24 protein-coding genes and 1 pseudogene are annotated in these 21,944 nt (G+C 58.0%); 20 read left to right on the top strand and 5 right to left on the bottom strand.

Features of this window, described 5'->3' with window-relative positions; genetic code table 11:
* Nucleotides 1-5: 5 nt before the first annotated feature.
* The 3 genes from proQ to PG888_RS16745 all read right to left on the bottom strand — a co-directional run bounded on the left by proQ (nt 6) and on the right by PG888_RS16745 (nt 1,760).
* Entirely contained in the window at nt 6-644 is a 639-nt protein-coding gene (gene proQ / locus PG888_RS16755; RefSeq protein ID WP_042062349.1) for an RNA chaperone ProQ, read from the bottom strand.
* A 102-nt stretch (nt 645-746) separates the two neighbouring features.
* Nucleotides 747-1,205, bottom strand: a complete 459-nt coding sequence (locus PG888_RS16750) for a GAF domain-containing protein (protein WP_042062348.1) — start codon at nt 1,203-1,205, stop codon at nt 747-749.
* A gap of 93 nt (nt 1,206-1,298) precedes the next feature.
* The gene (locus tag PG888_RS16745; RefSeq protein WP_182939749.1) at nt 1,299-1,760 is read right to left on the bottom strand and encodes a hypothetical protein; all 462 of its coding nucleotides are present in this window, start codon (nt 1,758-1,760) and stop codon (nt 1,299-1,301) included.
* A 281-nt stretch (nt 1,761-2,041) separates the two neighbouring features.
* Between PG888_RS16745 and ccoN the strand changes: the two genes are divergently transcribed.
* The 11 genes from ccoN (at nt 2,042) to ttcA (ending at nt 12,274) form a co-directional block, all read left to right on the top strand.
* On the top strand, nt 2,042-3,466 hold the full coding sequence (gene ccoN / locus PG888_RS16740; protein ID WP_042062346.1) for a cytochrome-c oxidase, cbb3-type subunit I: 1,425 nt from the start codon (nt 2,042-2,044) through the stop codon (nt 3,464-3,466).
* Nucleotides 3,467-3,482: 16 nt separating this feature from the next.
* Nucleotides 3,483-4,097 (top strand): cytochrome-c oxidase, cbb3-type subunit II, encoded by a 615-nt coding sequence (ccoO, locus tag PG888_RS16735; RefSeq protein WP_042062345.1) that lies wholly within the window; start codon nt 3,483-3,485, stop codon nt 4,095-4,097.
* 11 nt (nt 4,098-4,108) lie between these two features.
* On the top strand, nt 4,109-4,288 hold the full coding sequence (locus PG888_RS16730) for a CcoQ/FixQ family Cbb3-type cytochrome c oxidase assembly chaperone (RefSeq protein ID WP_005336620.1): 180 nt from the start codon (nt 4,109-4,111) through the stop codon (nt 4,286-4,288).
* A complete protein-coding gene (ccoP, locus tag PG888_RS16725; RefSeq protein WP_042062344.1) occupies nt 4,288-5,271 on the top strand; it encodes a cytochrome-c oxidase, cbb3-type subunit III in 984 nt (327 codons plus the stop codon). The genes PG888_RS16730 and ccoP overlap by 1 nt, the downstream gene beginning before the upstream one ends.
* 140 nt (nt 5,272-5,411) lie before the next feature.
* On the top strand, nt 5,412-5,912 hold the full coding sequence (locus PG888_RS16720; RefSeq protein ID WP_139411796.1) for a FixH family protein: 501 nt from the start codon (nt 5,412-5,414) through the stop codon (nt 5,910-5,912).
* An 86-nt stretch (nt 5,913-5,998) separates the two neighbouring features.
* A complete protein-coding gene (locus PG888_RS16715) occupies nt 5,999-8,383 on the top strand; it encodes a heavy metal translocating P-type ATPase (RefSeq protein ID WP_270693856.1) in 2,385 nt (794 codons plus the stop codon).
* 138 nt (nt 8,384-8,521) lie between these two features.
* Entirely contained in the window at nt 8,522-8,710 is a 189-nt protein-coding gene (gene ccoS / locus PG888_RS16710) for a cbb3-type cytochrome oxidase assembly protein CcoS (RefSeq protein ID WP_042657770.1), read from the top strand.
* Complete coding sequence (locus PG888_RS16705) at nt 8,694-9,380, top strand: sulfite exporter TauE/SafE family protein (protein WP_270693857.1); 687 nt, start codon at nt 8,694-8,696, stop codon at nt 9,378-9,380. Before ccoS ends, PG888_RS16705 begins: the two co-directional genes overlap by 17 nt.
* 68 nt (nt 9,381-9,448) lie before the next feature.
* Entirely contained in the window at nt 9,449-10,204 is a 756-nt protein-coding gene (locus PG888_RS16700) for an FNR family transcription factor (RefSeq protein WP_042062338.1), read from the top strand.
* A gap of 139 nt (nt 10,205-10,343) precedes the next feature.
* Entirely contained in the window at nt 10,344-11,291 is a 948-nt protein-coding gene (gene uspE, locus PG888_RS16695; protein ID WP_182937456.1) for a universal stress protein UspE, read from the top strand.
* Nucleotides 11,292-11,365: 74 nt separating this feature from the next.
* Nucleotides 11,366-12,274: a tRNA 2-thiocytidine(32) synthetase TtcA gene (gene ttcA / locus PG888_RS16690; protein ID WP_270693859.1), complete on the top strand. Its 909-nt coding sequence runs from the start codon at nt 11,366-11,368 to the stop codon at nt 12,272-12,274.
* Nucleotides 12,275-12,377: 103 nt separating this feature from the next.
* Here the strand turns inward: ttcA and PG888_RS16685 are convergent, their stop codons facing one another.
* Both PG888_RS16685 and PG888_RS16680 read right to left on the bottom strand, forming a co-directional pair.
* A complete protein-coding gene (locus PG888_RS16685) occupies nt 12,378-13,064 on the bottom strand; it encodes a DUF2987 domain-containing protein (RefSeq protein ID WP_270693860.1) in 687 nt (228 codons plus the stop codon).
* Between the two features lie 16 nt (nt 13,065-13,080).
* Nucleotides 13,081-13,818, bottom strand: coding sequence for a hypothetical protein (locus PG888_RS16680; protein WP_270693862.1), 738 nt, complete (start codon nt 13,816-13,818; stop codon nt 13,081-13,083).
* A 201-nt stretch (nt 13,819-14,019) separates the two neighbouring features.
* Here PG888_RS16680 and potA point away from each other — a divergent pair, with 201 nt between their 5' ends.
* The 9 genes and pseudogenes from potA to PG888_RS16635 all read left to right on the top strand — a co-directional run.
* On the top strand, nt 14,020-15,123 hold the full coding sequence (gene potA / locus PG888_RS16675) for a spermidine/putrescine ABC transporter ATP-binding protein PotA (RefSeq protein ID WP_270693863.1): 1,104 nt from the start codon (nt 14,020-14,022) through the stop codon (nt 15,121-15,123).
* Entirely contained in the window at nt 15,110-15,997 is an 888-nt protein-coding gene (gene potB, locus PG888_RS16670; RefSeq protein WP_270693864.1) for a spermidine/putrescine ABC transporter permease PotB, read from the top strand. The genes potA and potB overlap by 14 nt, the downstream gene beginning before the upstream one ends.
* Nucleotides 15,994-16,764 (top strand): spermidine/putrescine ABC transporter permease PotC, encoded by a 771-nt coding sequence (gene potC, locus PG888_RS16665; protein ID WP_005336644.1) that lies wholly within the window; start codon nt 15,994-15,996, stop codon nt 16,762-16,764. Before potB ends, potC begins: the two co-directional genes overlap by 4 nt.
* An 81-nt stretch (nt 16,765-16,845) precedes the next feature.
* On the top strand, nt 16,846-17,913 hold the full coding sequence (locus PG888_RS16660; protein WP_201992192.1) for an extracellular solute-binding protein: 1,068 nt from the start codon (nt 16,846-16,848) through the stop codon (nt 17,911-17,913).
* A gap of 402 nt (nt 17,914-18,315) precedes the next feature.
* Nucleotides 18,316-18,720, top strand: a complete 405-nt coding sequence (locus tag PG888_RS16655) for an MbcA/ParS/Xre antitoxin family protein (protein WP_005336648.1) — start codon at nt 18,316-18,318, stop codon at nt 18,718-18,720.
* Nucleotides 18,720-19,409: an RES family NAD+ phosphorylase gene (locus PG888_RS16650; protein WP_182937465.1), complete on the top strand. Its 690-nt coding sequence runs from the start codon at nt 18,720-18,722 to the stop codon at nt 19,407-19,409. The genes PG888_RS16655 and PG888_RS16650 overlap by 1 nt, the downstream gene beginning before the upstream one ends.
* A gap of 434 nt (nt 19,410-19,843) precedes the next feature.
* A complete protein-coding gene (locus tag PG888_RS16645; protein WP_042061676.1) occupies nt 19,844-20,461 on the top strand; it encodes a glutathione S-transferase family protein in 618 nt (205 codons plus the stop codon).
* Between the two features lie 233 nt (nt 20,462-20,694).
* Nucleotides 20,695-21,114 carry a D-ribose pyranase gene (gene rbsD, locus PG888_RS16640; protein ID WP_042061678.1) on the top strand — a complete coding sequence of 140 codons (420 nt, stop codon included), beginning with the start codon at nt 20,695-20,697 and terminating at the stop codon, nt 21,112-21,114.
* 36 nt (nt 21,115-21,150) lie between these two features.
* Nucleotides 21,151-21,870: pseudogene (locus tag PG888_RS16635) on the top strand (ATP-binding cassette domain-containing protein); the annotation flags it as partial.
* Nucleotides 21,871-21,944 lie beyond the last annotated feature (74 nt).

The raw sequence follows: 21,944 nt of genomic DNA, 5'->3' as shown, positions 1-21,944 counted from the left end.
TCTCCTTAGAGAACCAAGTGCTCTGATTTGACCCGCACCATCATGCCGGTCTGCAGTTGGACCTGTACATCGTCCTTGGTTACTTCCTTGATGGTTGCCGGAACCGGGAATTTACCCATAACGACGCGCACATCCTGGCCCACTTTCAGCGTAGCGGCATCCACTTTAACCAGCGGAGCTTCGGCGACCGGTGCCTTGGCGGCAGCTTTCGGCTTGGCAGCTACATCAGCTTTCTCGGTTTTGCGCACAGCAGGACGACGGGGCTTCTTGGCCTTCTCATCCTTCTCTTTGGTATTGGTACGACGGCTGGCGAATACGCGCTCTTTGCTCTCTTTCAGAGCTTGCTTGGCGTGCTCGATGTGCTCTTCGGTCAGCAGTTCGCCCGGGTTGCCGTCCAGATCAACGCGAGCCTGGCCAGCTTTGAGGCCGTGCAGGTAGCGCCAGCTGGAGGTGTATTGACGCAGTGCGGAACGCAGCATGGTCTTGGAGACTCTGGCATCGTCAGCAAGACGCTCGGCCAAATCCTGGAAGATGCCAATCTTGAGCGGCTTGGCCTCTCCTTCAGCAACGAAGCAGGCCGGGAATTTCTCGACCAGGTAGGCAACGATCTCTTTACTGTTCTTCAGCTTCTCAGTGTTTTCCATGTATAACCTTGGCTTTCATATAAACGCACGGGCACGTCCCGAGCACAACAAAGGCCCCATTATAGAGAGCTTGGGGCCTTTTGCGAACCATCTAGCAATGACTTAGAGCATGCTTTCCAAAATTTGCACCGTTTCTTCGAGGCCAATCCGGTCTTCCTGGTCGAAACGGTTAAAAATCGGACTGTCGATATCGAGCACTCCGATGATCTCGCCACCACGGCGCACCGGGATCACGATTTCCGAGTTGCTCGCGCCATCGCAAGCGATGTGACCGTCGAACTGGTGGACATCGTCAATGAGTTGGGTTCTCCCCTCTGCCACTGCCGTACCACACACCCCGCGGCCAACCGGGATCCGCACGCAGGCCGGTTTGCCTTGAAACGGCCCCAATACCAGGGTCTCACCCTGCAACAGATAAAAACCGACCCAGTTGATCTCCGTCAGCTCCTGATTCAGCAGCGCGGACAAGTTGGCCAGATTGGCAATCAGATCGGTTTCCCCCTCCAGCAGCGCCTTGGCTTGCTGGTTGAGGGTGCGATAAAACGGTTGTTTTTCAATCATGATTAAATGAACTTCACTCCCTGATGGTTTGGGGAAGGTAACGCCTGGCCGGGAAATTTCAAATATTTTTTCCACTCCCCGCCCCTTGCGTCGTTATTCCCGGGCAACGGAAAGCGCCAATTGCTGGCGTTGACCATTACTCCACTCGATATTTAACAACCAGATCATGACGGGTGACGTACAGCTCCCCACCTGGGTCACCCCCTGCCACTGTCCGTCTATTTGTTCAAAGCTCACCGGAATGGTGCCCATAAACATATCTTTGCCTTCGAGCGTCGCCTTAACCGGCTTGATGGCCGGATCGCCGCCAGTAATAGCGATGGCAAAGTCATGTTCGGCGCGCAGCGGTAATTCCTTGATGGCTACCGTCAGCGGCTTGTTACCAATCAGCGCGTTGCAAGGGGTGTGGGAAAGATCACAAATCTGATCTTTTGTCTGACCAGCAGGCACGCTGCTATCGGCCGAAAACCAGGTGCGATAGGCAATCAGCGCCAGCAACAACGCCAGCACCAGTGCGAGGTGCAAAACTTTACGTGCGGTAAGTCTCTCTTTCATCAAAAACAGCCCGATTAAGATGCAATTAAAATAGTTTTTTGTGATCTCGAACAAGGTAAAAAGCCGCCATAACGAGACCGGACGGAGCCAAATATATCACTGTTTATACTGTTATTTTACCTGTCAGTTCAGTATCATTCCCATGAAGTTTTCATTTAGCCATCTTTTGCTTTTCCTTTCGTTAACAGATGTTAACAACTGGTCGGCGGTGGCTGATGAAGCCAGTCCGGTTCTCCGGATACAAAACCAAACAACAGCAGCATCGGAAGCGGAATATAACGATGAGCCATACAACTAACCATCCTGAGTACAACTATACCGTTGTTCGCCAGTTTACCGTCATGACGATTGTCTGGGGAATTGTCGGCATGTCGGTTGGCGTACTGATCGCAGCCCAGTTGATCTGGCCTGCTCTCAACTTCGAGACTCCGTGGCTGACTTACAGTCGTCTGCGGCCCCTCCATACCAACGCAGTGATCTTCGCCTTCGGCGTCAGTGCACTGATGGCCACCTCGTTTTACGTGGTGCAGCGTACCTGTCAAACCAGACTGTTCGGTGGCCCGCTGGCAACCTTCGTCTTCTGGGGCTGGCAAGCGATCATCCTCTCTGCCGCCATATCTCTGCCGCTGGGTTACACCTCCGCCAAAGAGTATGCCGAGCTGGAGTGGCCGATTGATATCGCCATCACAGTGGTATGGGTCGCCTATGCCATCGTCTTCTTCGGCACCCTGATGAAGCGCACCACCTCCCACATCTATGTGGCGAACTGGTTCTTCGGCGCCTTCATCATCACCGTCGCGGTGCTGCACATCGTTAACAACATGGAAGTGCCGCTCTCCGGCATGAAGTCCTACTCCATGTACTCCGGCGCCATGGACGCCATGGTGCAGTGGTGGTATGGCCACAACGCGGTGGGCTTCCTGCTGACCGCCGGCTTCCTCGGGATGATGTACTACTTCGTGCCCAAGCAGGCCGGTCGTCCGGTTTACTCCTATCGCCTCTCCATCGTGCACTTCTGGGCGCTGATCTCCCTCTATATCTGGGCAGGTCCGCACCACCTGCACTACACCGCACTGCCTGACTGGGCCCAGTCGCTGGGCATGGTGATGTCCCTGATCCTGTTCGTGCCCTCCTGGGGCGGCATGATCAACGGCATCATGACCCTCTCCGGTGCTTGGCACAAACTGCGCTATGACCCCATCCTGCGCTTCCTGATCGTCTCCCTGTCTTTCTACGGCATGTCGACCTTCGAAGGCCCGATGATGGCGATCAAAACCGTCAACGCCCTCTCCCACTACACCGACTGGACCGTTGGTCACGTTCACTCCGGTGCGCTGGGCTGGGTTGCCATGGTCTCCATCGGTGCGGTCTATCACCTGATCCCGAACCTGTTCGGCCAGGGCAGGATGTACAGCATCAAGCTGATCAACGTGCACTTCTGGCTGGCGACCGTGGGCACCGTGCTCTACATCGTTGCCATGTGGATTTCCGGCGTGATGCAGGGCCTGATGTGGCGTGCAGTCAACGAAGACGGCACCCTGACCTACAGCTTCGTTGAAGCACTGCAGGCATCCTATCCCTTCTATTTCGTGCGCTTCCTGGGAGGCTGCTTCTTCGTCACCGGCATGTTGCTGCTGGCTTACAACGCCTATCGCACCATCACTGCGCCCAAAGGTTCTCTGGAACCTATCGCCCAGCCAGCCTGATTGAAGAGGTCAACCCATGAGCAACAATAACCGTCACGAAATATTTGAAAAAAGCGTTCCCATGCTGGTGGTCGGCATCATCTTCGCCATCAGTCTGGGGGGCCTGGTTGAAATCACCCCGCTGTTCTTCCAGAAGCAGACCACCGAGCCGGTGGAGGGCCTAAAACCCTACACCGCTCTGCAGATGGAAGGGCGCGACATCTTCATCCGCGAAGGCTGCACCAACTGCCACAGTCAGATGATCCGTCCGTTCCGGGCCGAGACCGAGCGTTACGGTCACTACTCGGTTGCCGGTGAGAGCGTCTGGGAGCACCCCTTCCTGTGGGGCTCCAAGCGTACTGGCCCGGATCTGGCCCGTGTTGGCGGTCGTTACTCCGATGCCTGGCACCACGCTCACCTGATCAACCCGCGCGATGTGGTACCGGAATCCAACATGCCCGGTTACCCCTGGCTTGACACCAACGTGCTGACCGGCGAGATGACAGCCAAGAAGCTGGCGCTGTTCCGCGATCACTTCGGTGTGCCCTATACCGACGCCGATATTCAGGGTGCCGGGGAAGCGGTCAAAGGCAAGACCGAGCTTGAAGCACTCATCGCTTACCTCCAGTCACTGGGCCATGCGCTGAAATAAGGAGTTTCAAGATGGATTACGGCACATTTCGCGGTCTGTACACCCTGCTGTTGATGGCCATCATGATTGGCATCATCGTCTGGGCTTACAGCAAACGCCGCAAGACCTCTTTCGACGAGGCTGCCAACCTGGTTTTTGCCGATGATGAGCAACCCGGTGCTGATAAAAAGAACGCAGGAGCGAAACAATAATGAGCACTCTGTTTAGCATTTTTGTGACTGTCATCAGTCTGGGAACCATCCTCGGCTGCTTCTTGCTGCTGATGTGGTGCCGCAAGGACAAGATGGGTGTTGAAGAAGGTAAATCGATGGGCCACTCCTTCGATGGCATCGAGGAGATCAACAACCCGCTGCCGAAGTGGTGGACTTACATGTTCCTCTTCTTCATCGTCACCGGTCTGGTCTACCTGGTCGCCTTCCCGGGTCTGGGTAACTGGAAAGGTGTGCTGGGCTGGCAGAGCTCCAACCAGGATGTTCGCTCGCTGGCAGAGTCCAAAGCGGCGACCGCATCGGCCAAAGCCGAAGGTCGCGCGGTGGAGTATGACCGCGAGGTTGCCAAGGCTGACGAGATCTACGGCGCCAAGTTCCGTGAACTCACCTATGAAGCGGACGGCAAAACCTATCGTGCCATCACCGAGATCGCCAAGGATCCGGAAGCCCTGAAAGTGGGTCAGCGTCTGTTCCTGCAGAACTGTTCCCAGTGCCACGGCTCCGATGCCCGTGGTGGCCGCGGCTTCCCGAACCTGACCGACAGCGAATGGCAATGGGGCGGTCAGCCGGAGAACATCAAGACCACCATCATGGGCGGTCGCCAGGGGATCATGGCTGCCTGGGGTGAAATCCTCGGCAAAGATGGCGTTCAGGAAGTGGCTTCTTATGTGCTGAGCCTCTCTGGTCGCAAGGTCGATCTGGTCGAAGCGAAGAAAGGTGAAGCCCGCTTTGCCATCTGCGCAGCTTGCCACGGGGCCGATGCCAAGGGCGGTATCGCCGTCGGTGCGCCAGATCTGACCAACAACACCTGGCTCTACGGTGGCTCCCGCGAAGTGGTGGTACAAACCATCACCCACGGTCGTCACGGTGTGATGCCAGCCTGGAAAGACATTCTGGGTGAGGACAAGGTTCACCTGCTGGCCTCCTACGTTTACAGCCTGTCTCATCAACAGTCTGCCAAATAAGGTTCGCCCGTAACGTTGTAACATGTGATAAACACGTGATTACACAGCAAAAAGCCTCGACTCCTCGAGGCTTTTTGTTATCTTGTGTTGCGTAAAAACCATCTTCCACGTTAATCATTCGTTTCATGGCAGTAGCAATCATGACCCAATCTCTATCCAAACCGTGGTATCGCCAATTCTGGCCCTGGTTTATCATCGCCCTCCCCACTGCCGCCGTTGTCGGCAGCATCGCCACCGCCATCATCGCCAGCAAGGATGGGGTCAATCTGGTGGCCGAGGACTATTACAAACAAGGGAAAGAGATCAATCAGGACTTGAGCAAGTTTGACCGCTCCGAAGCCCTCAATATCCGCTTTGGGCTGGAGGTTGACGGCAACGAGCTGACCCTCAAACCCATCAGCGGCGATATTCCTGCCGGGCAAGCCCTCTATCTCTCATTGTTCCACCCGACCTTGGCCGGTCAGGACAGCGAACACATGATCACCGCCGATGCGAGCGGCACCTATCGCCTCCATTTCGACAAGCCACTGGTCGGCAAGTGGCACATTCGGGTCGATGCCTTTGATCACGAGTGGCGATTGCAGGAGACCGTCCAGCTGCCCACCCTGGCCCCCGTCGAACTCGACCCGAAAGGACGCTAAGCCATGACCGGCTGTTCTCACTGTGGCGAGCCGGTTCTCGCCAGCGCACCCGCTGCTCGCATCCTGCATTCAGGGGGCCATAAACCATGACCCCCTGCTTTCACTGTGGCGAGCCGGTGCCCGCCAATAGTGGCTATTCCCTCGAGATAAAGGGGATTGTTCGCCCCATGTGCTGCCCCGGTTGTCAGGCGGTGGCGGAAACCATCATGGAGTGCGGTCTTGCCAGTTACTACGATCACCGCACCGCCCCCGGCACCAAGGGAGATCTGGTGCCCGAGGAGCTGGCCGCCCTCATCCACTACGACCTGGCCGAGATCCAGCAGGAGTTTGTCACCGAAAGTGGCACCCTTCGTGAAATCCAGCTGACGGTCGAGGGGCTCACCTGCGCTGCCTGTGCCTGGCTTATCGAACGGCATCTGATGACCCTGAGTGGCCTGCGCTACATCAACGTCAACACCACCACCCACCGGGCTCGCATCAAGTGGGATCCGGCACAGCTCTCCCTGAGTGACATCCTCAAGGGGTTCGCCCAAATTGGCTATCGCGCCTACCCGTTCCAGACCCATCAACAGGAGGCGCTCTACGCCAAAGAGGTGCGCAGCTATATGTTCCGGCTGGCACTGGCTGGCCTGGGTTCGATGCAGGTAATGATGTGCGCCGTGGCCCTCTACATGGATCTCTTCATCAGCGTTGAAGATGAGTTCATGGTCTACTTCAAGTGGATAAGCCTGTTGCTCTCCACCCCCATCATGATCTACTCGGCCCAACCCTTTTACGTGGGCGCCTGGCGCAGCCTGAAACAGGGCCACCTGTCGATCGATGTGTCGGTGTCACTGGCACTGATCGGTGCCTTCATCGCCTCCATGTGGGCCACCGTATTCAACACCGGTGAGGTCTATTACGACTCCATCACCATGTTCGTCTTCTTCCTGCTGCTGGGGCGCTTTCTCGAGTTGCGGGCCCGGCGCAAGGCGTCGGAGTCGAGCTCCAACCTGGCGCGACTGGTGCCCATCATGGCGACCCGCATCGATGATGAAGGGGAGCATGAGGTAGCGGCCAAGACCTTGCAGGTCGGCGATCGAGTGCGGGTGCTGGCCGGTGCAACCTTGCCGGCGGACGGCATCATTGTCGAAGGACAAGCCAGCCTCAACGAATCCATGCTGACCGGCGAACAGCTGCCCCTGCTCAAACAGCCCGGCGATCAAGTCTATGCCGGCACCATCAACACGGATGCGCCGCTGCAGATCCGGGTCAGCCACCGTATCGAAGAGTCGCGGATCGCCCAGATCATGCGGCTGCAGGATCACGCCCTCGATGACAAACCGGCCATCGCCCAGATGGCGGATCAGCTGTCGCGCCACTTTATTCTGGTGCTGCTGATCATTGCCGCCGCAGTCTGGACCTTCTGGCACTTCCATCAACCGGATCAGGCGTTCTGGATCACCCTCGCCGTGCTGGTAGCCACTTGCCCTTGCGCCCTGTCGCTGGCAACCCCGACGGCGCTGACCTCGGCCACAGCCAATCTGACTCGCAACGGTATCCTGCTGCGCCGCGGTCATGTGCTGGACGTGCTGACCAAGGCCAACCGGATCGTGATGGACAAGACAGGCACCCTGACCACAGGCAACGTCAGCCTGACGCAGACTCAGGCGTTGGCCGACCTTGACGAGGCGCACTGCCTCGCCATCGCCCGGGCCATGGAGGCGCAATCCGAACACCCCATTGCCCGTGCCTTCCGGCTGCCCGCCGACAACATCACAGTGCTGCCATCCGCCCGCGAGATCACCCCGGTCATCGGTCACGGCATCACAGCGCTGGTAGATGGCGTACGCTACCGCCTCGGCAGTGCCCGCTGGCTTGGGCTGGATCCGGCGCAAGAGCACGGCCGCGGTCTGGCTATCTATCTGGCTAACGAGCAGCAGGTATTGGCGCGCTTCAATCTGGAAGATACCCTGCGCCCCGATGCCAAGGCGTTGATCGGGGCATTCAAGGCGGCCGGTCTGCAAACCACTGTGCTGACCGGTGACAGCTCCCTGCAGGCAGACGAGATTGCCCGCGAGCTGGGAGTGGATGAGCTGGTCAAGGGGGTCTCACCCGATGGCAAGCTGGCCTATCTCAAGGCTCGTGAAGCCGAGGGTGATATCAGCATCATGGTGGGCGATGGCATCAACGACGCCCCGGTACTGGCCGGGGCTCACGCCTCGTTCGCCATGGCCGGTGGCACCGATCTGGCGAAAAACAGCGCCGATGCCATCCTGCTGGCCGATGACTTGAGCCGACTGCTTGAGGCCAGAGTGCTGGCAATGCGTACCCGCAAGATCATCATTGAGAACTTCGCCTGGTCCATCGGTTACAACCTGCTGGTGTTGCCGCTGGCAGCCTGCGGCTGGCTCCCCCCTTATCTGGCGGCGGCGGGCATGTCGCTCAGCTCGCTCATCGTGGTGACCAACTCCATGCGTCTCAACCGATGAGGCTGGTGGCGGAAAATAGCTGAAAATGTGGCCTGCCTCCGATGCAGGCCACATTTCTAATTGATAGCGGCTGGCCCCCTGCCCGAACAGGGTTACCATAGGGGACGCTTGCCAAGGATGAACGCCAAGGTACCTCTCATGAATATAATTTTTGTCCTGATCCCCATCGCCATCCTGTTTGTGATCATCGCCGGGGTCGTCTTCTTCTGGGCAATTCGCTCCGAGCAGTTTGAAGATCTCGACCGGCAGGGTTCCAACATCCTGTTTGACGAAGAGCAGCCCGCCCGCAAACCCGCAAAGCCTGCTGACCATGACCCACAACCTTGATCTGGCCGGGGCCCTGCTGGTAGGACTGGCAGGCTCTGCCCACTGTATCGGCATGTGCGGTGGCGTCTCCGCCGCGCTCTCCATGGCGATCCCCGCCAACAAGCAGCACTTCTGGGGACGACTCGGCTATCTGCTCAACTACAACCTCGGCCGGATCCTGAGCTATGTCATTGCAGGCGCCTTGGCTGGCGGGCTGCTGGCGACCACCAGCGAGCTGGGCGCTGGCAAACACGCCATCGCCGGATTGCGCCTGGTGGCGGCGCTATTGATGATTGCGCTTGGCCTTTATCTGGCGGGGTGGTGGCAAGGGATCTTGTTGCTGGAGCGGCTCGGCGCCAGGCTTTGGCCCCGAATCAAACCGCTGGCGGGCAAGTTTCTCCCCTTTACCTCACCGCTGCAGGCACTGCCCTTTGGCATGGTGTGGGGTTGGCTTCCCTGCGGGCTGGTCTACTCCATGCTGACCTGGAGCGCGGCGGCGGGTTCAGCCAGTGGCGGGGCGCTGATCATGCTCTTTTTTGGCCTCGGCACCCTGCCCACCTTGTTCGCGCTGGGAGGGCTTGCCGATCGCCTGAGATACTGGCTCACCCTGCGCAGTTTGCGCCTTGGTGGTGCCCTGCTGCTCATTTTGTTCGGGGTGCATACCCTGTGGATTGGCATTGCTTCCTTTTGAAACCCTATCCAAAACGGATGAGTTGATGGTAAACTTGTTTGATATAAATCAATTCTTCGTATGAGCCTATGATCCCGGAAAAGAAACCTGGCAGACGTATCCAGAGCGGTGGCTGTGCAATTCATTGCCAGGATTGCAGCATCAGTCAGCTCTGTATTCCCTTCACTCTGAACGACAACGAGCTTGATCAGCTGGACAGCATCATCGAGCGCAAAAAACCGATCCAGAAGGGTGAAGAGCTGTTCAAGGCTGGCGACGAGTTCAAATCGCTCTATGCCATCCGTTCCGGGACCATCAAGTCTTACACCATCACCGAGCAAGGGGATGAGCAGATCACCGCGTTCCACCTCGCGGGTGATCTGGTCGGTTTCGATGCCATCCACAAGCAGGCACACCCCTCCTTCGCCCAGGCGCTGGAAACTGCCATGGTGTGCGAGATCCCGTTTGAAGTGCTCGACGATCTCTCCGGCAAGATGCCCAAGCTGCGTCAGCAGATCATGCGTCTGATGAGCAACGAAATCATGGGCGATCAGGAGATGATCCTGCTGCTCTCCAAGAAAAATGCCGAAGAGCGCCTCGCCGCCTTCCTGCACAATCTGTCGGTGCGCTTCTCCGAGCGCGGCTTCTCCGCCAAGGAGTTCCGTCTCTCCATGACCCGTGGCGATATCGGCAACTATCTGGGGCTGACCGTCGAGACCATCAGTCGTCTGCTCGGCCGCTTCCAGAAGTCCGGTCTTATCAGCGTCAAAGGCAAATACATTACCGTGCTGGATCAGGTCGCCCTTGGCATGATGGCCGGTGCAACCCGACCAGCCTGTGGCTAAGCACACGTCTTAAATCCCGCTTTCTCTGCCGGATCCTTTCCTCTGGAATGTGATCCGGTACGTTCCCGATACCCTCCTCCTGCGCTAAGCTGTAATAGCTAACATTCTGCTGTCATTGGACTTTTCCAAGGAGGAGAAGATGGTCAAATATCAGAATATTCTGGTGGTTATCAATCCAGAAGAGGAGCGTCAAATCGCCCTCGAACGGGCAGTCAAAGTCGCCGAGCTGGACGAAAACGCCCATCTGACCCTGCTGCTCACCATCTATGACTTCTCGTATGAAATGACCGCCATGCTCTCGGTGGACGAGCGGCAAGAGATGCGCGACGGCGTCATTTCACAGCGACGTGAGTGGCTGGACGAGATCCTGACCCCCTATCGCGCACAGGGGATCGCCTGCGAGGTGAAGGTGGTCTGGCACAATCGCCCCTTCGAATGTGTCATTCAGGAGGTACTGGAGCAGCACCACGATTTGGTGGTCAAGGCCACCCACCATCACAGCTTCCTGCAAACCTTCATCTTTACCCCCACCGACTGGCATCTGCTGCGCAAATGCCCCTGTCCGGTGCTGCTGGTCAAGGAGGGTCATTGGCAACGGGGCGGCAATATCATCGCCGCCATCAACTGCTCAAGTGACGATCCGGATCAGAAACTGCTCAATGAACGGATCACCCAGGAGGGGAGCGATATCGCCGAGCTGCTGGGCTCCAACCTCTATCTGGTCAACACCTATCCGGGTACACCGGTCAACGTAGCCATCGAGCTGCCGGAGTTTGACCCCAACGCCTATAACGAGGCTATCCGTAAACATCATGAAAGCCTGCTGCTGAGCCATGCCGACAAGTTCGGGATTGGTCATCTCTGGACCCGGGTAGCAGAAGGACTGCCGGAAGAGGTGTTGCCGGATATGGCCGAAGAGCTCAAGGCAACTTTAATGATCATGGGCTGTGTAGGGCGTACCGGGCTTTCTGCTGCTTTGCTCGGCAATACCGCCGAACATGTGATTGACCGCCTCTCCTGCGACATCCTGATCCTCAAACCGGCGGACTACAGCTGCCCGGTCGACAGTCGTCGCAATCAATCATAAGGTGCCTGGCACCTTGCCCTCCCCCGGGACATGGCTATAATAACGCGCTTATTTGTGTCCCGGGTTTTACGAGCATGCTAGAAGAGCTGAACGCCAAAGAAAAATACAGTTTTAACAAACTGGAGAAGCGCCTGCGGCGCAACGTGGGTCAGGCCATTGCCGACTTCAACATGATTGAAGAGGGCGACAAGGTCATGGTCTGCCTCTCCGGCGGCAAGGACAGCTTCGGTATGCTCGACATACTGATGAGCCTCAAAGCCAGCGCCCCCATCCATTTCGATCTGGTTGCCGTCAACCTGGATCAGAAACAGCCCGGTTTCCCCGAGCATGTGCTGCCCGAGTATCTGAATTCCCTCGGCATCGAGTACAAGATCGTCGAAGAGGATACCTACTCCATCGTCAAGGAGAAGGTGCCGGAAGGCAAAACTACCTGCTCCCTCTGCTCACGGCTGCGCCGCGGTATTCTCTACCGCACCGCCCAGGAGCTGGGTTGCACCAAGATTGCCCTTGGCCACCACCGCGACGACATCCTCGAGACCCTGTTCCTCAACATGTTCTACGGTGGCAAGCTCAAGTCCATGCCGCCCAAGCTGGTGAGCGACGATGGCAAGAACGTGGTGATCCGCCCGCTGGCCTACTGCAAAGAGAAGGATCTGATCCGCTACGCTGACGTCAAAGCCTTCCCCATCATTCCGTGCAACCTGTGCGGCTCGCAGGAGAACCTGCAGCGTCAGGCCATCAAGCAGATGATGCAGGATTGGGATCGCCGCTTCCCCGGTCGTATCGAGACCATGTTCACCGCCATTCAGGACGTGATCCCGAGCCACCTGCTCGATCACAAGCTGTTTGACTTCAAGAGCATCAACCGCGACTCCGGCATCATCGATGGTGGCGACAAGGCGTTTGATCCGCCCGAGATGCCGAAGGCGCCGCTGCTGGATATCGACGAGATGGACATGCTGGATGTGATTGAAGTGCGCTAAGCCGCGCTCACAGGGCAAACGCCACGCAATAAAAAAGGAGCGATCATCGCTCCTTTTTTACTTTCTTGATCTGCCTGTTACCAACGTGACAACACCATCGGCATCAGCCCTTGTGCAGCCAGGGGGTCAGTCGCAGCACGTCACCCTGCAGGCGCAGTTGCCCGGCAGCGAACGCGGCCAGCTGCTCATTGCTCAGCTGCAGGTGGCCTTCCTGCCAGGACAGCGCCTCCTGACGGGCGCCATCAATCAGATAAGCTGTTCCGCTCTGCTGCACCAGGGTAATGCGTACCCCTTCCATCTTCGGCAGGAAGTGCTTGCCGACCATGCCCGCCATCTTGTCGAGCAGCGACTGCATCTGCTGCTGACGGGCCGCCAGCTCGGCCAGCGGCAGCTCGGGTCCGTTCGGCGCATCGGCCATCACCTGTACCGTCATATCGCATGTGGCGTGCTCTTCTTTCAGGCCAACGGTCACGATCCCCTTGTCGAGGTTGAGATCCTCATCAAAAGGCAGGCGCAGTTCGCTATCGACCGTTACCTCGCCCGCCACTTCCTTGCTGTCGGTTGCAACCCGGGCAAAGGTGAGGCCGCAGCGCTGACCATTTTGCGGATCGGTCAGATAAAACCCCAGTCTGGCGTGACCAAACTCCCCTTTGGCAAAGGTCTTCATCTGGCTGTAGAAGGTGCTGTATTGCAGATCCAGCACCGGCTCAGCCAGCGCCAGCCCAGGCAGCAAGAGCGTGGCCAGCAGACTCTGGCGCACAGCCTTGGTCACTCCATATCGACGGGTCATTCAACATCCTTTTGCATCATGCATTGAAATGGTTGGGGCCTTCTGTCACCTCGTTAACCTCTACCCCCACCCCGCAGAGATCCCGATAGAGGATCCCCTTGCAGTTGAAATAGAGCGGTGCCACCCAGATAAGCCCCCACCCCATGGGGATCAGAGCCAGGAAGAAGAGCGCGGTCATCACGCCGTGGAACAGCACAATGCTGGGCCAGCCGCGAGCAAAGAGTTTGAGAGAAACCAGAATGGCCTGGGGCGGCGTCAGGCCACGCTCCAGCACCAACGGGACGGTAAAGAGCAGCCCCATGCCGATCAGGGCCGAGGGGATGAAAGAGAGTACGGCGGGCAATCCCAGCAGATCGAATAGCGGGCCAAACAGGCTGGTGAGCAGACTGCCAAGCAGGCTCAACATACCTAGGCGTACAAAGTGGCGGAAGAAGTCGAACACCTGGTTGGCGCGGGCGCGCACCCCGACCGACTGCTGCAACCCCAGCATATCGAGGGAACTGGTCATGGGGGCCATCACCACCGTCATCAGCAAGCTCAGCACCATGGCCACATTCATCTGGCTGTCATCCCCCAGATAGGGCAACAGCAGCACATTGCTAAGCAGGATCCAGATCGCCGTCACTCCGACAATCGCCAGCAGCAGGCCAAATCCGGTACGGCGGGTCTGTTGCCATCCCTCCTGGATGACCCCTTTCAGATCAAGGCGGTAGCCCTGGTTCAGAGACTGCTCAAGGGAGCCGCCAATACGCATTTTATTACTCAATTGACTATCCAATATCGAAAACGACCAAATCAGGTGGCACATTATAGCGATTTGGTCTGCTATTCGTAGCCGTTTTTCCTGCGCAGTTGCGGCTAATTCGGGCCAAAAAGCCTTTGATTTCATGGATTGGCTGCATAGAATGCGGCCCTCTTTCAACACGATGGCCACTGGCTGGGGTGAGACTGGCGGATGATGAACAATCCACAGGTAATTGTCGCGCTGAACAAGATCAGCAAAAAATACGATGGCAAGGTGATCCTGAGTGACCTTGACCTTGAAATCTATGACGGTGAATTTCTTACCCTGCTGGGCCCTTCCGGCTGTGGCAAGACCACCCTGCTGCGCCTGCTGGCCGGGCTCGAATCGGTCGATGGTGGCACCATCCATCTGGCCGGTGACGAGATCACCCATATCCCCGCCGAACACAGGCACATCAACACCGTGTTCCAGAGCTATGCGCTCTTCCCTCATATGACGGTGTTTGAAAACGTCGCCTTTGGCCTCGAGATGCAGAAAGTGCCTGTCAACGAGATCCGCCAGCGGGTCGAGGAGACCCTCGCCATGGTGCAGCTCACCGAGCTGGCCAACCGCCGCCCGGATCAGCTCTCCGGCGGTCAGCAGCAACGGGTCGCCATCGCCCGCGCCGTGGTCAACAAGCCCCGCCTGCTGCTGCTCGACGAATCCCTCTCGGCGCTCGACTACAAGCTGCGCAAACAGATGCAGAGCGAGCTCAAGGCGCTGCAACGTCGCCTTGGCATCACCTTTGTCTTCGTTACCCATGATCAGGAAGAGGCGCTCACCATGTCTGATCGCATCCTGGTGATGGAAGGCGGCAAGATAATCCAGCGCGGCACCCCGCGCGATATCTACGAATCGCCAGCCAATCTGTTCGTGGCCCGCTTTATCGGCGAGATCAATGTGATGGATGGCAAGCTGATCAGCCAGCGTGAGCCCGGTATCTGGCAAGCGGAGGTAGAGGGGCGCGAATGCCTGCTTCATACCACATTGCCGTTCCAGCCAGACGACAAGGTGCTGGTGCTGCTGCGCCCGGAAGATCTGCGCATTCTCGATCAGGATGACGATCAGAGCGGCGCACTGCGGGGCAATATCCGCGAGCGCAACTACAAGGGGGCGACGCTGGATTCGGTGATCGAGCTCGAAAGTGGCAAACAGCTGCTTATCTCCGGGTTCTTCGACGAGGATGACCCCGACTTTGACTACCGTCTGGGTCAGGAGGTGGCGATCCACTGGGTTGACAGCTGGGAGGTGGTGCTGCCCTATGAGCCTCACTAATCTGCGGGTAGCGCACAGCTTTGCCCACAACGGCTTTCGCAACGGGGCCATCGCGCTGATCCTGGGCTGGCTGACACTGTTTGTCTTCCTGCCCAACCTGATGATCATCGGCGTCAGCTTCCTGACCCGTGACGAGTCCGAGCTTATCGCGCCGCTCTTTACCCTGAGCAACTATGGCCGCCTGCTGGACCCGCTCTATTTCGAGGTGCTGCTCCACTCCCTCTGGCTGGCGCTGCTCGCCACAAGCATCTGCTTGCTGGTGGGTTACCCCTTTGCCTGGCTGCTAGCCCATCTGCCAGCGCGTATCCGCCCGCTGCTGCTGTTTCTGGTGGTGGTGCCGTTCTGGACCAACTCCCTGATCCGCACCTATGCGCTGAAAGTGCTGCTCGGCACCCGGGGGCTGATCAACGGCTGGCTGCTGGATCTGGGGCTTATCGAGCGGCCGCTGCAGATGATGTATACCGAGGTGGCCGTCATCATCGGACTGGTCTATGTGCTACTCCCCTTTATGGTGCTGCCGCTCTACTCCAGCATCGAAAAGCTGGATAGCCGTTTGCTGGAGGCGGCGCGAGATCTCGGCGCCAACGGCTGGCAGCGGCTGATGCGGATCATTCTGCCCCTCACCCTGCCAGGCATCATCGCCGGTTGTCTGCTGGTGTTCCTGCCCGCCATGGGGATGTTCTATGTCTCCGACTTGCTGGGCGGCGCCAAGCACTTGCTGATTGGCAACCTGATCAAGACCCAGTTCCTCAACAGCCGTGACTGGCCCTTTGGTGCGGCCATCAGCGTGATGCTGACGGTACTGATGGCACTGTTGGTCTACTGCTACTGGCGGGCGGGCAAGCTGCTCAGCAAGAAGGGGGAGCTGGCATGATGCGCGCACTGAAGGCTCTGTTCTTGCTGCTGGTGTTTGGCTATCTCTATGTACCCATCGGAGTGCTGATCGCCAACTCCTTCAACCTGTCGAAATATGGCATCGACTGGCGCGGCTTTACCCTGGGCTGGTATGAGAAGCTGTTTGCCAGCGCCAGCCTGATGCAGGCGGCCCAGCACTCCCTGACCATCGCCGCCCTCACCGCCACCGCAGCCACCCTGATCGGCACCCTCACCGCCGTGGCGCTGTTTCGCTATCGCTTTCGCGGCAAGCAGTACGTGAGCGGCATGCTGTTCGTGGTGATGATGTCCCCCGATATCGTGATGGCCATCTCCCTGCTGACCCTGTTTGTAGTGACCGGCATTGCGCTCGGCTTCTGGTCGCTACTGATTGCCCACATCACCTTCTGCCTGCCGTTCGTGGTGATCACCGTCTACTCGCGGCTGTGTGGCTTCGATGTGCGGATGCTGGAGGCAGCGCGGGACCTGGGGGCTGGCGAGTGGATCATCCTGCGCCGCATCATACTGCCGCTGGCGCTGCCGGCGGTGATGGCGGGCTGGCTGCTCTCCTTTACCCTGTCGCTGGACGACGTGGTGGTGAGCTCCTTTGTTACCGGCCCAGCCTACGAGATCCTGCCGCTCAAGATCTACTCCATGGTCAAGGTGGGGGTCTCCCCCGAGGTCAACGCCCTGGCCACCCTGATGCTGGTCGCCTCCCTCGGGATGGTGCTGCTGGCGCAACTGTTACTGCGTAAACGGCAGGGTTGACCCAGCCTGTTTCGTCCCCGCCATCTTTGGCGAACTCTGTCACGGTGGGCCGCAAGGCCCCATAACCCCAAGGAGTTGTTGATGACAATCCAACACAAGGCCGGCGCCCTGCTGGCAGCCGCCCTCACCCTCACCACCCCGCTGCTGAGCCAGAGTGCTCACGCGGCCGACGACAAGGTGGTCTACTTCTACAACTGGTCGGAATATGTGCCGGACGGCCTGCTGGAGCAGTTCCAGCAAGAGACCGGTATCAAGGTGATCTACTCCACCTACGAATCCAACGAGACCCTCTACGCCAAGCTGAAAACCCATGGCGACGGCTATGACGTAGTGGTGCCCAGCACCTACTTCATCTCGAAAATGGCCAAAGAGGGGATGCTGCAGCCGCTGGATCGCGCCCAGCTGCCCAACTTCAAGCACCTCGACCCTACCCTGCTCAACCACGAGTACGACCCGGACAACCGCTACTCCATCCCCTATATCTGGGGCGCAACCGGGATCGGCACCAACACTGACATCATCGAGCAGCCGGTGACCAGCTGGAAGCAGCTCTGGGCACCGGAGTGGAAAGAGAGCCTGCTGCTGATGGACGATGCCCGCGAGGTGTTCCATATCGCGCTGGTGCAACTGGGCTACAGCCCCAACACCCAGGACAAGGCGCAAATTGCCGAAGCGTTCGAATACCTGAAAAAGCTGATGCCCAACGTCAAGGCGTTCAACTCCGACAACCCGGCCGACCCCTTTATCGCCGGTGAGGTCAATATCGGCATGCTGTGGAACGGCTCGGCCTACGGCGCCCAGCGCGAATACCCCTCCATCCAGATGACCTACCCCGTAGAAGGCGCCGTGCTCTGGATGGACAATCTCGCCATCCCGGCCAAGGCCAAGCATGTGAAAGAGGCCCACGCCCTGATCAACTTCCTGATGCGCCCCGATGTGGCCGCCAAGGTGGCCGAGGCGATTGGCTACCCTACTCCGGTCAAGGATGCCATTCCCCTGCTCACCCCGGCGTTTCGCAATAACCCCATGGTCTTCCCGAGCGACGAGATCAAGCGCAAAGGAGAGTTCCAGTCCGATGTGGGTGATGCCTCCCGCCTCTACGAGCAGTACTTCCTGCAGTTGAAAGCCATGGTGGCCAAAGCCGGTTAAGTCAGCGGTTAATCGGCCCTGACGGGGTTAATGGATTAAGGGAGCAATCGCTCCCTTTTTCATCTTCACCTCTTCGATGCCTAAACACGACAGCACACCGATCGACACATGGCGCGCCTCGTGTCTGGCCTCCATCAAGCTGGCCCATCGGCTCGAAAATGAGGCCAATAAAGACGCCGAGAAAATCAACCCAATGTACCAGCCAGGACCACACCAGATAGTGGCTGACCACTGAGTGTTTTTTGCGTGACCTCAAGGAAGAAGATTAACGCCCAAGAATGAACATATATGTGCACATATGTATAAATGTGTACATGTGTGCGCATTTCTTCTACACTAAACTCAAGTTAACATTTCACGCGCCAGACAGCCGTCTGGCGCTGACTATAGTAAGGAGGACATATGGCCAACACTGCACAAAAAGCCCTGAAAAATGGCGCCATTGACCCCAGTAAGGCACTGCCTGTGGTATTCCGTATCCTGGATAAGTGGCACTGCAATACAGATGAACAGCTGAAACTTCTTGGCATTTCATCCCGTTCAACATTGAACAAATACAAAGAGTCAAACGGCGGGATCCGTCTGACCGTGGATATGCAAGAACGGATGAGCTACATCCTCAATATCCATAAGTGTCTGAGGATGCTGTTCAGTGCCGACGACAGCATCTACGGCTGGGTGCGCAAACCCAACAGCCATCCCTTCTTTGCCGGGCGCAGCGCGATGGACATTATGAACGCTGGCCGCGTGGCTGATTTGTATGAAGTGGCCACCCGTCTGCATGCCTGGCGCGGGGGTATGGCCTGATGCAAGAGCCGCCACTGATTGAACTCAAGGGGGAGCGAGCCTATCGGATCATTCCAAGCCGCTACCCCACCATCGATCTCTATGAAGACGTAGCTAATGCGGACGAACTGGAGGCCGTCTGGGCCATAGAGTCACTGACCAATGATCGGTTGAATGAAGCGGCGGGTAATCTGTCGTTGGTACCGAAAGAGGATTGGTTGGTCGGGCTAAATGGCAGCAGCTATGTGATGGCAGCCTTCACCCATATCAACCCGGAAGGAGCCCGATTCACCACTGGCGATTTTGGCGGTTACTACTGCGCCCCCCTGCTCGATACTGCCATCAAAGAGACTGTGTATCACCAAGAGCGCATGTTCGGCTACACCAACGAACCCGCTCAGAAAGTACAGATGCGGGTGCTCTATACCGAGTTCAACGCCAATCTGGTCGATATCACCAGCGCGGAATTTCTCTCCACCCCGCTTTATCACGCAACCAACTATGGTCAATCCCAAGCTTTCGCCCAAGAACAGAAAACCAAGGGGATAGACGGTATCCACTACCGTTCTGTGCGCCACAGCGGTCATAACTGCCATGTGCTCTATCGCCCCCGTCTGGTCACCAAGATCCACCAAGCCCAGCATCTGGAATACCACTGGAATGGCAGTGCCATCGCCAATGTGTTGGAAATTAAGCTATATGGGGAATAAGGTTCTGTCTTATTGATAATAATTGCGGTGCTCCCCTTCAAGCCTGAAAGGATCATCGCAAAAAGGATCTGTATTCCCGCACACGGGCATCAGTCTTCCACCTGCATGATTTCTCACAGATAGAGTGCATCGCGAGGCGGGAGCGCTATTGCCCCCCCAGTCCTTTCAGTACCAACTTGCCACCCCTCAGTCGTCAGCGATGCCATCAAGCTCAGCAACATCTGGTTCGAGGTTTTGGCCAAGGGGTTTAGGGTGTGGGCAAACAGCAAAGCGGCCAAAGTCGATTAATTCTGCACTTTTTCATCACCCCTCAGGGGTGTAGATTGGTTGGGGGGCAAGCGTTGCCCCCTCTCTTTTTTCATGACCCTCCGTGGTGTTACGCGAAACAATCTTTCGCCGATATTGCGGGTGGCCTGAGCCAATCAGGAGTATTCATGTCCGATCTGACCCTCTATTTCGCTCCCGGCACCTGCGCCATGGCCGTGCAGATTGCCCTGCTGGAAGCAAATGCCCCGTTCCAACCCCGTCTCGTCAACCTCGCCGCAGGGGAGCAGCGTGATCCTGCGTATCTTGCCATCAACCCCAAAGGGCGGGTGCCTGCCCTTGTCACCGAGCAGGGCACCCTGACCGAGACACCGGCCCTGCTGCTTTATGTGGCACAGCGCTTCCCCGATGCCAAACTGGCGCCGCTGGACAACCCGTTCCTGCTGGCCCGCATGCAGGAGGTCAACAGCTTCCTCGCCTCCACCGTGCATGTCTCCCACGCCCACGGTCGCCGTGGCAGCCGCTGGGCCGATGACGAGCAGGCCATTGCCGCCATGCAGCAGAAAGTCGCCAGCAATATGCGCGATGGCTTTGCCCAGATTGAGCAGCACTATCTGGCAGGCCCCTGGGTGCTGGGCGAGCAGTTCAGCGTGGCGGATATCTATCTGTTCGTGGTCGCGGGCTGGCTGAAAAGCGATGGGGTCGAGATCAGTGAATTCCCCAAGGTTGCCGATCATTATCAGCGCATGCTGAGCCGTCCGGCGGTCGCCAAGGCACTGGCCAACTAACCATAAAATCAATAGCTCGATAAATAACAAGGGTGTCAGGGCTCTGCTGACACCCTTCCTGCCGCCTCCCCTGCACTTCTTCTCCCGCCTTTGAGATCGTTTTCACATTTCCGTGGTTTTGCCGTGGCCCTTCCTTAGTAAAAAGCCTATCTTTGCGCCATGACGCAACCGGTTGCGTAACCGGTTGCCTAGCGGTTCACAGATTGACGGGCCAAGGCCTGATGAGGTGCTGTATGAAACGAGGCGTACTGCTCAATGCTCCCCTGAGTGCTCTGGTGGCACAGATGGGCCACACCGACGAGATCACCGTCTGCGATGCAGGCTTGCCCATTCCGGCAGGTCCGGAGCGGATCGATCTGGCGCTGATGGCGGGGACGCCCAGCCTTGAAACCATACTGACCGCCCTGCTCACCGATCTGGTGGTGGAGAAGGTGATCATGGCAAGCGAGATCAAGCAGATCAGCCCCGCCGCCCATCAGGCGCTGGTCGATCAGCTTGAGGCCCACGCAGCCGCCCAGGGCAAGCCCATCGCCATCGAATACTGTCTGCATGAGGAGTTCAAAACCCGATCCCGTCAGAGCAAGGCGATCGTGCGCAGCGGCGAGGTGACTCCCTACGCCAACCTGATCCTCTGCGCCGGTGTGGCGTTCTGACATTCTTCAAAGAAGGCCTCTTCAAGGAAGCTGCAAATGAGCACAACCTCCCCCCTCTCACCCATTCTGGAGTTGACCGGGATCGTCAAGACCTTCCCCGGTGTGCGCGCCCTCGACGAAGCGGGTCTGCGGGTCTATCCGGGCCAGGTGATGGCCCTGCTCGGTGAAAATGGCGCCGGCAAATCCACCCTGATGAAGGTGCTGACCGGCATCTATCAGGCCGATGCGGGCAGCGTCAGCTACCGCGGTCAGTCGGTCCACTTCAAGGGCCCCCGCGACTCTCAGGATCAGGGGATCAGCATCATCCATCAGGAGCTGAACCTGCTGCCGGAGTTGTCGATTGCCGCCAATATCTTCCTGGGGCGCGAACCCCGTACCCGTTTTGGCAGCATCGATCACCAACAGCTGCGCGAGCGGGCAAGCGGCCTGCTGGCGCGACTTGGTGTCAAGCATGGGCCGGATACCCGGCTCGGGGATCTCTCCATCGGCGAACAGCAGATGGTGGAGATCGCCAAGGCGCTGTCGTTCGATGCCAGCGTCATCATCATGGACGAGCCGACCGATGCGCTGACCGATACCGAGACCGAGCAGCTGTTCAAGGTTATCCGCGAGCTGCGCGAACAAGGCTGCGGCATCGTCTATATCTCCCACCGCCTCAAGGAGATCTTCGAGATCTGCGATCGGGTCACTGTGCTGCGCGATGGCAAGTGGATCGGCGAGAAGGCGGTGAGCGATCTGGATGAAGACAAGATCATGGGGTTCTAGGGATTTTCCGTCCAAAAACGACAAAGTGCTCTGGAGGCCGCGCCGTCCGTGGCCTCCAGAGGGGT

Source organism: Aeromonas sp. QDB23, assembly GCF_027707745.1.
Taxonomy (GTDB): Bacteria; Pseudomonadota; Gammaproteobacteria; order Enterobacterales; family Aeromonadaceae; genus Aeromonas; species Aeromonas allosaccharophila.
The sequence above is the reverse complement of the archived record's forward strand: the minus strand, read 5'-3'. Positions and strand labels throughout refer to the sequence as shown.

Bases quoted from the DNA above. Each gene is read 5' to 3' on its own strand.
- proQ (WP_042062349.1), bottom strand. From the start codon at position 644: ATGGAAAACACTGAGAAGCTGAAGAACAGTAAAGAGATCGTTGCCTAC.
- PG888_RS16750 (WP_042062348.1), bottom strand. From the start codon at position 1,205: ATGATTGAAAAACAACCGTTTTATCGCACCCTCAACCAGCAAGCCAAG.
- PG888_RS16745 (WP_182939749.1), bottom strand. From the start codon at position 1,760: ATGAAAGAGAGACTTACCGCACGTAAAGTTTTGCACCTCGCACTGGTG.
- ccoN (WP_042062346.1), top strand. From the start codon at position 2,042: ATGAGCCATACAACTAACCATCCTGAGTACAACTATACCGTTGTTCGC.
- ccoO (WP_042062345.1), top strand. From the start codon at position 3,483: ATGAGCAACAATAACCGTCACGAAATATTTGAAAAAAGCGTTCCCATG.
- PG888_RS16730 (WP_005336620.1), top strand. From the start codon at position 4,109: ATGGATTACGGCACATTTCGCGGTCTGTACACCCTGCTGTTGATGGCC.
- ccoP (WP_042062344.1), top strand. From the start codon at position 4,288: ATGAGCACTCTGTTTAGCATTTTTGTGACTGTCATCAGTCTGGGAACC.
- PG888_RS16720 (WP_139411796.1), top strand. From the start codon at position 5,412: ATGACCCAATCTCTATCCAAACCGTGGTATCGCCAATTCTGGCCCTGG.
- PG888_RS16715 (WP_270693856.1), top strand. From the start codon at position 5,999: ATGACCCCCTGCTTTCACTGTGGCGAGCCGGTGCCCGCCAATAGTGGC.
- ccoS (WP_042657770.1), top strand. From the start codon at position 8,522: ATGAATATAATTTTTGTCCTGATCCCCATCGCCATCCTGTTTGTGATC.
- PG888_RS16705 (WP_270693857.1), top strand. From the start codon at position 8,694: ATGACCCACAACCTTGATCTGGCCGGGGCCCTGCTGGTAGGACTGGCA.
- PG888_RS16700 (WP_042062338.1), top strand. From the start codon at position 9,449: ATGATCCCGGAAAAGAAACCTGGCAGACGTATCCAGAGCGGTGGCTGT.
- uspE (WP_182937456.1), top strand. From the start codon at position 10,344: ATGGTCAAATATCAGAATATTCTGGTGGTTATCAATCCAGAAGAGGAG.
- ttcA (WP_270693859.1), top strand. From the start codon at position 11,366: ATGCTAGAAGAGCTGAACGCCAAAGAAAAATACAGTTTTAACAAACTG.
- PG888_RS16685 (WP_270693860.1), bottom strand. From the start codon at position 13,064: ATGACCCGTCGATATGGAGTGACCAAGGCTGTGCGCCAGAGTCTGCTG.
- PG888_RS16680 (WP_270693862.1), bottom strand. From the start codon at position 13,818: ATGCGTATTGGCGGCTCCCTTGAGCAGTCTCTGAACCAGGGCTACCGC.
- potA (WP_270693863.1), top strand. From the start codon at position 14,020: ATGATGAACAATCCACAGGTAATTGTCGCGCTGAACAAGATCAGCAAA.
- potB (WP_270693864.1), top strand. From the start codon at position 15,110: ATGAGCCTCACTAATCTGCGGGTAGCGCACAGCTTTGCCCACAACGGC.
- potC (WP_005336644.1), top strand. From the start codon at position 15,994: ATGATGCGCGCACTGAAGGCTCTGTTCTTGCTGCTGGTGTTTGGCTAT.
- PG888_RS16660 (WP_201992192.1), top strand. From the start codon at position 16,846: ATGACAATCCAACACAAGGCCGGCGCCCTGCTGGCAGCCGCCCTCACC.
- PG888_RS16655 (WP_005336648.1), top strand. From the start codon at position 18,316: ATGGCCAACACTGCACAAAAAGCCCTGAAAAATGGCGCCATTGACCCC.
- PG888_RS16650 (WP_182937465.1), top strand. From the start codon at position 18,720: ATGCAAGAGCCGCCACTGATTGAACTCAAGGGGGAGCGAGCCTATCGG.
- PG888_RS16645 (WP_042061676.1), top strand. From the start codon at position 19,844: ATGTCCGATCTGACCCTCTATTTCGCTCCCGGCACCTGCGCCATGGCC.
- rbsD (WP_042061678.1), top strand. From the start codon at position 20,695: ATGAAACGAGGCGTACTGCTCAATGCTCCCCTGAGTGCTCTGGTGGCA.